2 protein-coding genes and 1 pseudogene are annotated in these 5352 nt (G+C 75.3%); all 3 read left to right on the top strand.

Features of this window, described 5'->3' with window-relative positions; all coding sequences use genetic code 11:
• Positions 1 to 726: pseudogene (locus GQS09_RS30065) on the top strand (non-ribosomal peptide synthetase); the annotation flags it as partial.
• Positions 717 to 3833: a condensation domain-containing protein gene (locus tag GQS09_RS26760; protein WP_313896357.1), complete on the top strand. Its 3117-nt coding sequence runs from the start codon at positions 717 to 719 to the stop codon at positions 3831 to 3833. The pseudogene GQS09_RS30065 and the gene GQS09_RS26760, both read left to right, overlap by 10 nt.
• Positions 3830 to 5352: condensation domain-containing protein (locus GQS09_RS26755; RefSeq protein WP_243761829.1), on the top strand; the 1523-nt coding region annotated here is incomplete at its 3' end. The genes GQS09_RS26760 and GQS09_RS26755, both read left to right, overlap by 4 nt.

Below are 5352 nucleotides of genomic sequence, written 5' to 3'. Positions count from 1 at the left end.
TACCCGGTGCGTCTGGATCTGGCGGGCATCGACCTGGACGAGGCGTTCACCGGCGGTCCGGCCGCCGGGGCCGCGGTCAAGGCCGTCAAGGAACAGCTCCGCCGGGTCCCCGACAAGGGCATCGGCTACGGCCTGCTGCGCCACCTCAACCCGCAGACCGCCGAGGTGCTCCGGGACCACCCGCTGGGCCAGATCGGCTTCAACTACCTCGGCCGCTTCACCGCCTCCGACATGCCGGAGCACCTGCGCGGCCTGGGCTTCACCCAGGTCGAGGTGGACGGGCTCGCCGAACTCGACGCGGCCCAGGACCCCCGGATGCCGGCCCCCGCCGAGCTGGACATCAACGCCACCGTGACCGAGACGCCGGACGGCCCCTGCCTGGCCGCCCGGTTCGCCGCCCCGGCCGGGGTGCTCACCCCGGCGGAGCTGTCCGAGCTGGCCGGGCTGTGGCGGTCCGCCCTCCAGGCCCTGGCCCGGCACACCGCCCGGCCCGGCGCCGGCGGCCCCACCCCCTCCGACCTCCCCCTGGTCCGGGTCACCCAGGCCGACCTGGACGCCTGGCAGCGCAGCCACCCGGGACTGACGGACGTGTGGCCGACCACCCCCCTCCAGGCCGGGCTGCTGTTCCACTCGATGATGAACGACTCCGAGTTCGACGCCTACCAGGTGCAGTACGCGCTGCACCTGACCGGGCGGGTCGACGCGGAGCGGCNGCGCTGCACCTGACCGGGCGGGTCGACGCGGAGCGGCTGCGGGCGGCCGGACAGGCCCTGCTGGACCGTCACCCCGGCCTGCGCACCGCCTTCCGGCCCGACTCGGCCGGCGAACTGGTCCAGCTCGTGGTGGACGGCGTGCCGCTGCCCTGGTCGGAGACCGACCTGACCGGGCTGGACGCGGCAGCCCGCGCCGAGGCGTTCGAACGCTTCCTGGAAGACGATCTGAAGGCGCACTTCGACCCGGTGGCCCCGCCGATGCTGCGCCTCTCCCTGGTCCGGATGGAGCCGGAGCGGTCCGAACTCGTGCTGACCGCCCACCACGTGCTGTTCGACGGCTGGTCGGTGCCGCTGCTGGTCCAGGACCTGCTGCGGCTCTACGGCTCGGGCGCCGACCCCTCGGTGCTGCCGCCGGCGCACAGCTACCGCGACTTCCTCGCCTGGCGGTCCCGGCAGGACGCGGCCGAGTCGGCGCGGGTCTGGACGCGGGAACTCGCCGGGATCGACGAGCCCACCGTCCTGGTGCCCGGCGCCGGCCGCGGCGGCGGCGCCGGGATCGGGCGGGCCGATGTCCCGCTGTCCGCCGCCGAGGCCCGCGGCCTGGTCCGGCGCGCCGCCGAACTCGGCGTCACCCTCAACACCGTGGTGCAGGGCGCCTGGGGAGTGCTGCTCGCCGCCCTGACCGGCAAGCAGGACGTGGTCTTCGCCTCCACGGTGGCCGGCCGCCCGCCCGCCGTGCCCGGCGTGGACTCCATGGTCGGCACCTTCCTCAACACCCTGCCGGTCCGGGTCCGCTGCGCCCCGGGCAGCACCCTCGCCGGGCTGCTGACCGGCCTCCAGGAGCGGCAGGCCGCCCTGATGGACCACCACCACTACGGCCTGGCCGAGATCCACCAGGCCGCCGGGACGGACCAGCTCTTCGACACGATCATCGGCTTCGAATCCTTCCCCATGGACCGGGCGGGCATCGTCGAGGCGAACCGGGCGGCCGGAATCTCCATCACCGGCATCCGCTCCTTCACCGCGAGCCACTACCCGGTGACCGTGCTGGTCTTCCTCGACGCCGACCGGCCGCGGCTGACCGTGCAGTACCAGCAGCGGCTGCTCGACCCTGCGGCGGCGGAGCGCATCGCCGCCCGCTACGGGCGGATTCTGCGGCAGCTCGCGGCCGATCCGGACCGCCCGGTGGGCACGGTGGACCTGCTGGAGCCCGGCGAACGGGACAGGCTGCTGCCCCCGCCCGTCCCCGCGGACGCCCCCGCCGCCGGGACCGTGACCGGACTCTTCCGGCGGCAGGCGGCCGCCACCCCCGACGCCGCGGCGGTGGCATGGCACGGCGGCGGTGCGCTCACCTACCGGGAGCTGGACGAGCGGAGCGACCGGCTGGCCCGGGAACTGGTCCGGCGCGGCGTCGGAGCGGAAACCCCGGTCGCCGCGGCACTGCCGCCCTCCCCGGGGCTGGTGACCGCCCTGCTGGCGGTGGCCAAGGCGGGCGGCGCCCTGCTGCCGCTCGACCCGGCGGACCCGGCACCCCGCCTGGCGGCGCTGCTGTCCGACATCCGGCCGGCCGTGCTGCTCGCCCCGGACGGGGCGCCCCCGCACCTGCCGGAACTGCCCGGAACCGTCCGCCTCGACCCGGACACCCTCGTGGACGCCCTGCCGGGCCCGCGGACCGCAGACGGCACCGGCGGTGACGCCGCCCGGCCGGAGAACCTGGCCTGCCTGGTCTGCACCGCGGCCCACCCGGGCGAGCCCCGGGCCGTGGCACTCACGCACGGCAACCTGACCGCCTGCGTGACCGGACTGCTTCCACGGCTCGGCATCGGGCCCGGGGACCGGGTACTGGCAGGCTCACCGCCCGGCTCCGAGTCGGCCGTGATCGAGATGCTGGCGGCGCTGTGCTCCGGCGGCACCCTCCAACCGGCACCCGGGGCACCCGGGCCGGACGGGGCACCCGGGGCGGACGGCTGGTCCGGCGCCCTGATCAGCTCCGCCCCCCGGGCCCTGGCCGCACTGCTCGACGAGACGGCCGGGGAGATCGAGGCCGGGATGCTGCTGCTCGGCGGCGAACCCCTGCCTCCGCCCCTGCTGCGGAGGCTGCGCGAGGCGGTGCCCGGCGCACGGGTGCTGCACGTCCACCGCCAGAGCGAGGTCTGCTGGGCCGCTGTGCACGAGGTGAGCGGGGACGCGGGGCCGGCCGGCCGGTCCGGCGCCACCGTGATCGGCGCCCCGCTGCCCGGCGTCCGCGCCCACGTGCTCGGGGCCGGCCTGGCACCCGTGCCGCCCGGCGCCGTCGGCGAACTGTACCTGGCGGGCGCCACGGTGGCCCGCGGCTACCGTGGACGGCCCGGGGCGACCGCGGAGCGGTTCCCGGCCGACCCCTTCGGCCCGCCCGGTTCCCGCATGCACCGCACCGGGGACCTGGTCCGCCGGACCGACGACGGCCTCCTGGAATACCTCGGCCGCACCGACGGCCAGGTCTCGGTGCACGGCACCCGGATCGCCCCGGCGGTGGTCGAGGAGGTGCTGTCCGGGCATCCCGGAGTGGGCCGGGCCGTGGTCGTGGCCCGCCCGGACGAGGCCGTGGGCGGGTCACCGCGCCTGGTCGGCTACGTGGAGCCCGCGGCCACCGGCCCCGACGGGCCCGACGGCACCGGCGCCGCGGACGGTGCCACCGGCCTGCCCGGCGCCGCCGAGCTGTCCGCACTGGCCGCGGAGCGGCTGCCGCGCCCCCTGGTGCCGGCCGCCGTGGTGCCGCTGGACCGCCTTCCGGTCAGGCCGGACGGGCGGCTGGACCGTGCGGCGCTGCCCGAACCCGACGCCCCCGGCCGGGTCTACCGCGCCCCGCGCACCCCGCAGGAGGAGACCCTGTGCTCCCTGATGGCCGAAGTGCTCGGGGCCGAACGCGTCGGGATCGACGACGACTTCTTCGAACTGGGCGGTGACTCCCTGGCCGCCACGCGGCTGACCAGCCGCATCCGCAAGACGCTCGGAGTGAGCGTGCCGATCCGGGACATCTTCCAGTCCCGCAGCATCGCCGAACTGTCGCGCACGGTGAAGAACGCAACGAGGTCCAGCCGGCCCCGTCTGCGCAGGATGAACAGGAGTGGACAGTCATGATCCCGTTGTCGTTCGCACAGCGCCGCCTGTGGTTCATCGACCGGTTCGAGGGCCCCTCGGCGACCTACAACGTGCCGTTCGTTCTGCGGATGACGGGTGACCTGGACGTTCCGGCACTCCGGTCGGCGCTGCGGGACGTGGTGGGCCGGCACGAGAGCCTGCGCACCCTCATCGTGGAGGACCAGGGGGTTCCCGCCCAGCATGTGCTGCCCGCCGACGAGGCCGCGCTGGAGATGCCGCTGACCGAGGTGGGCCCGGACGGCCTCGACGCCGCCGTCGCCGAGGCCGCCTCCGCCGTCTTCGACCTCGCCGCGGAGATCCCCGTGCGGGCGGCCCTGTTCCGCTCCGGCGAGCGGGAACACGTGCTGGTGCTGCTGATCCACCACATCGCCAGCGACGGCGAGTCCATGGCGCCGCTGGCGCGGGATCTGGCGGCGGCCTACGGGGCGCGGCTGCGCGGTGAGGCGCCGGACTGGCCGGAGCTTCCGGTGCAGTACGTGGACTACACGATGTGGCAGCGGGAGGTGCTGGGCGAGGAGGACGATCCGGAGAGCGTGCTGGCCGGGCAGGTCCGTTACTGGCGTGAGGAGCTGGCGGGGGTGCCGCAGCCGCTGCCGCTGCCGGCCGACCGGCCGCGCCCCCCGGCCGCCAGCCACCGCGGCGACATGGTCGACTTCCCCCTCGGGCCCGACCTGCTCTCCCGGATCGAGGCCCTGGCGCGCCGCCACGAGGTCACCGCCCCCATGGTGCTCCAGGCCGCCCTGGCCGTGACCCTTCAGCAACTGGGCGCCGGCCAGGACATCCCGATCGGCTCCACCATCGCGGGCCGCACCGACGACGACCTCACCGACCTGGTGGGCTTCTTCGTCAACACCTGGGTGCTGCGCGCGGACCTGTCGGGCAGCCCGACCTTCGAGGAGCTGCTGGAGCGGGTCAAGGGCAAGGCCCTGGCCGCCTACGACAACCAGGACGCCCCCTTCGAGCGGCTGGTGGAGGTGCTCAACCCGGAGCGCTCGACCGCCTACCACCCGCTGTTCCAGGTGATGTTCACCTGGGAGAACGACGCCTGGATCGACCTGGACCTGCCGGGCCTGGAGAAGGCCCGGTTCGAGGTGCTCTCCACTCCCACCGCCAAGTTCGACCTGGAGTTCAACTACTTCTCGGACCCGACCGGGCCCGGGATGCTCTGCTACCTGGAGTTCGCCACCGACCTGTTCGACCGGAGCACGGCGCGGGCCATCGCCGACCGCTACGTGCGGGTCATCCGGGACGTGGTGGACAACCCCGCCCGGCCGGTGGCGCTGGCGAACGTCCTGGAGCCGGCCGAGCGTGAGCTGGTGGTGCGGGGGTTCAATGACACGGCGGTGGCGGTGCCGTCGGTGTCGGTGGCGGGTCTGGTGGAGCGGCAGGCGGGGCTGACGCCGGATGCGGTGGCGGTGGTGTGCGGTGGGGAGTCGCTGACGTATGCGGAGCTGGATGCGCGTGCGGGGCGGCTGGCGCGGTTGCTGCGTGAGCGGGG

The sequence above is a fragment of the Streptomyces sp. YIM 98790 genome (assembly GCF_011421595.1).
Lineage (GTDB): Bacteria > Actinomycetota > Actinomycetes > Streptomycetales > Streptomycetaceae > Streptomyces.
This window is presented reverse-complemented; position numbering and strand designations above follow the sequence as displayed.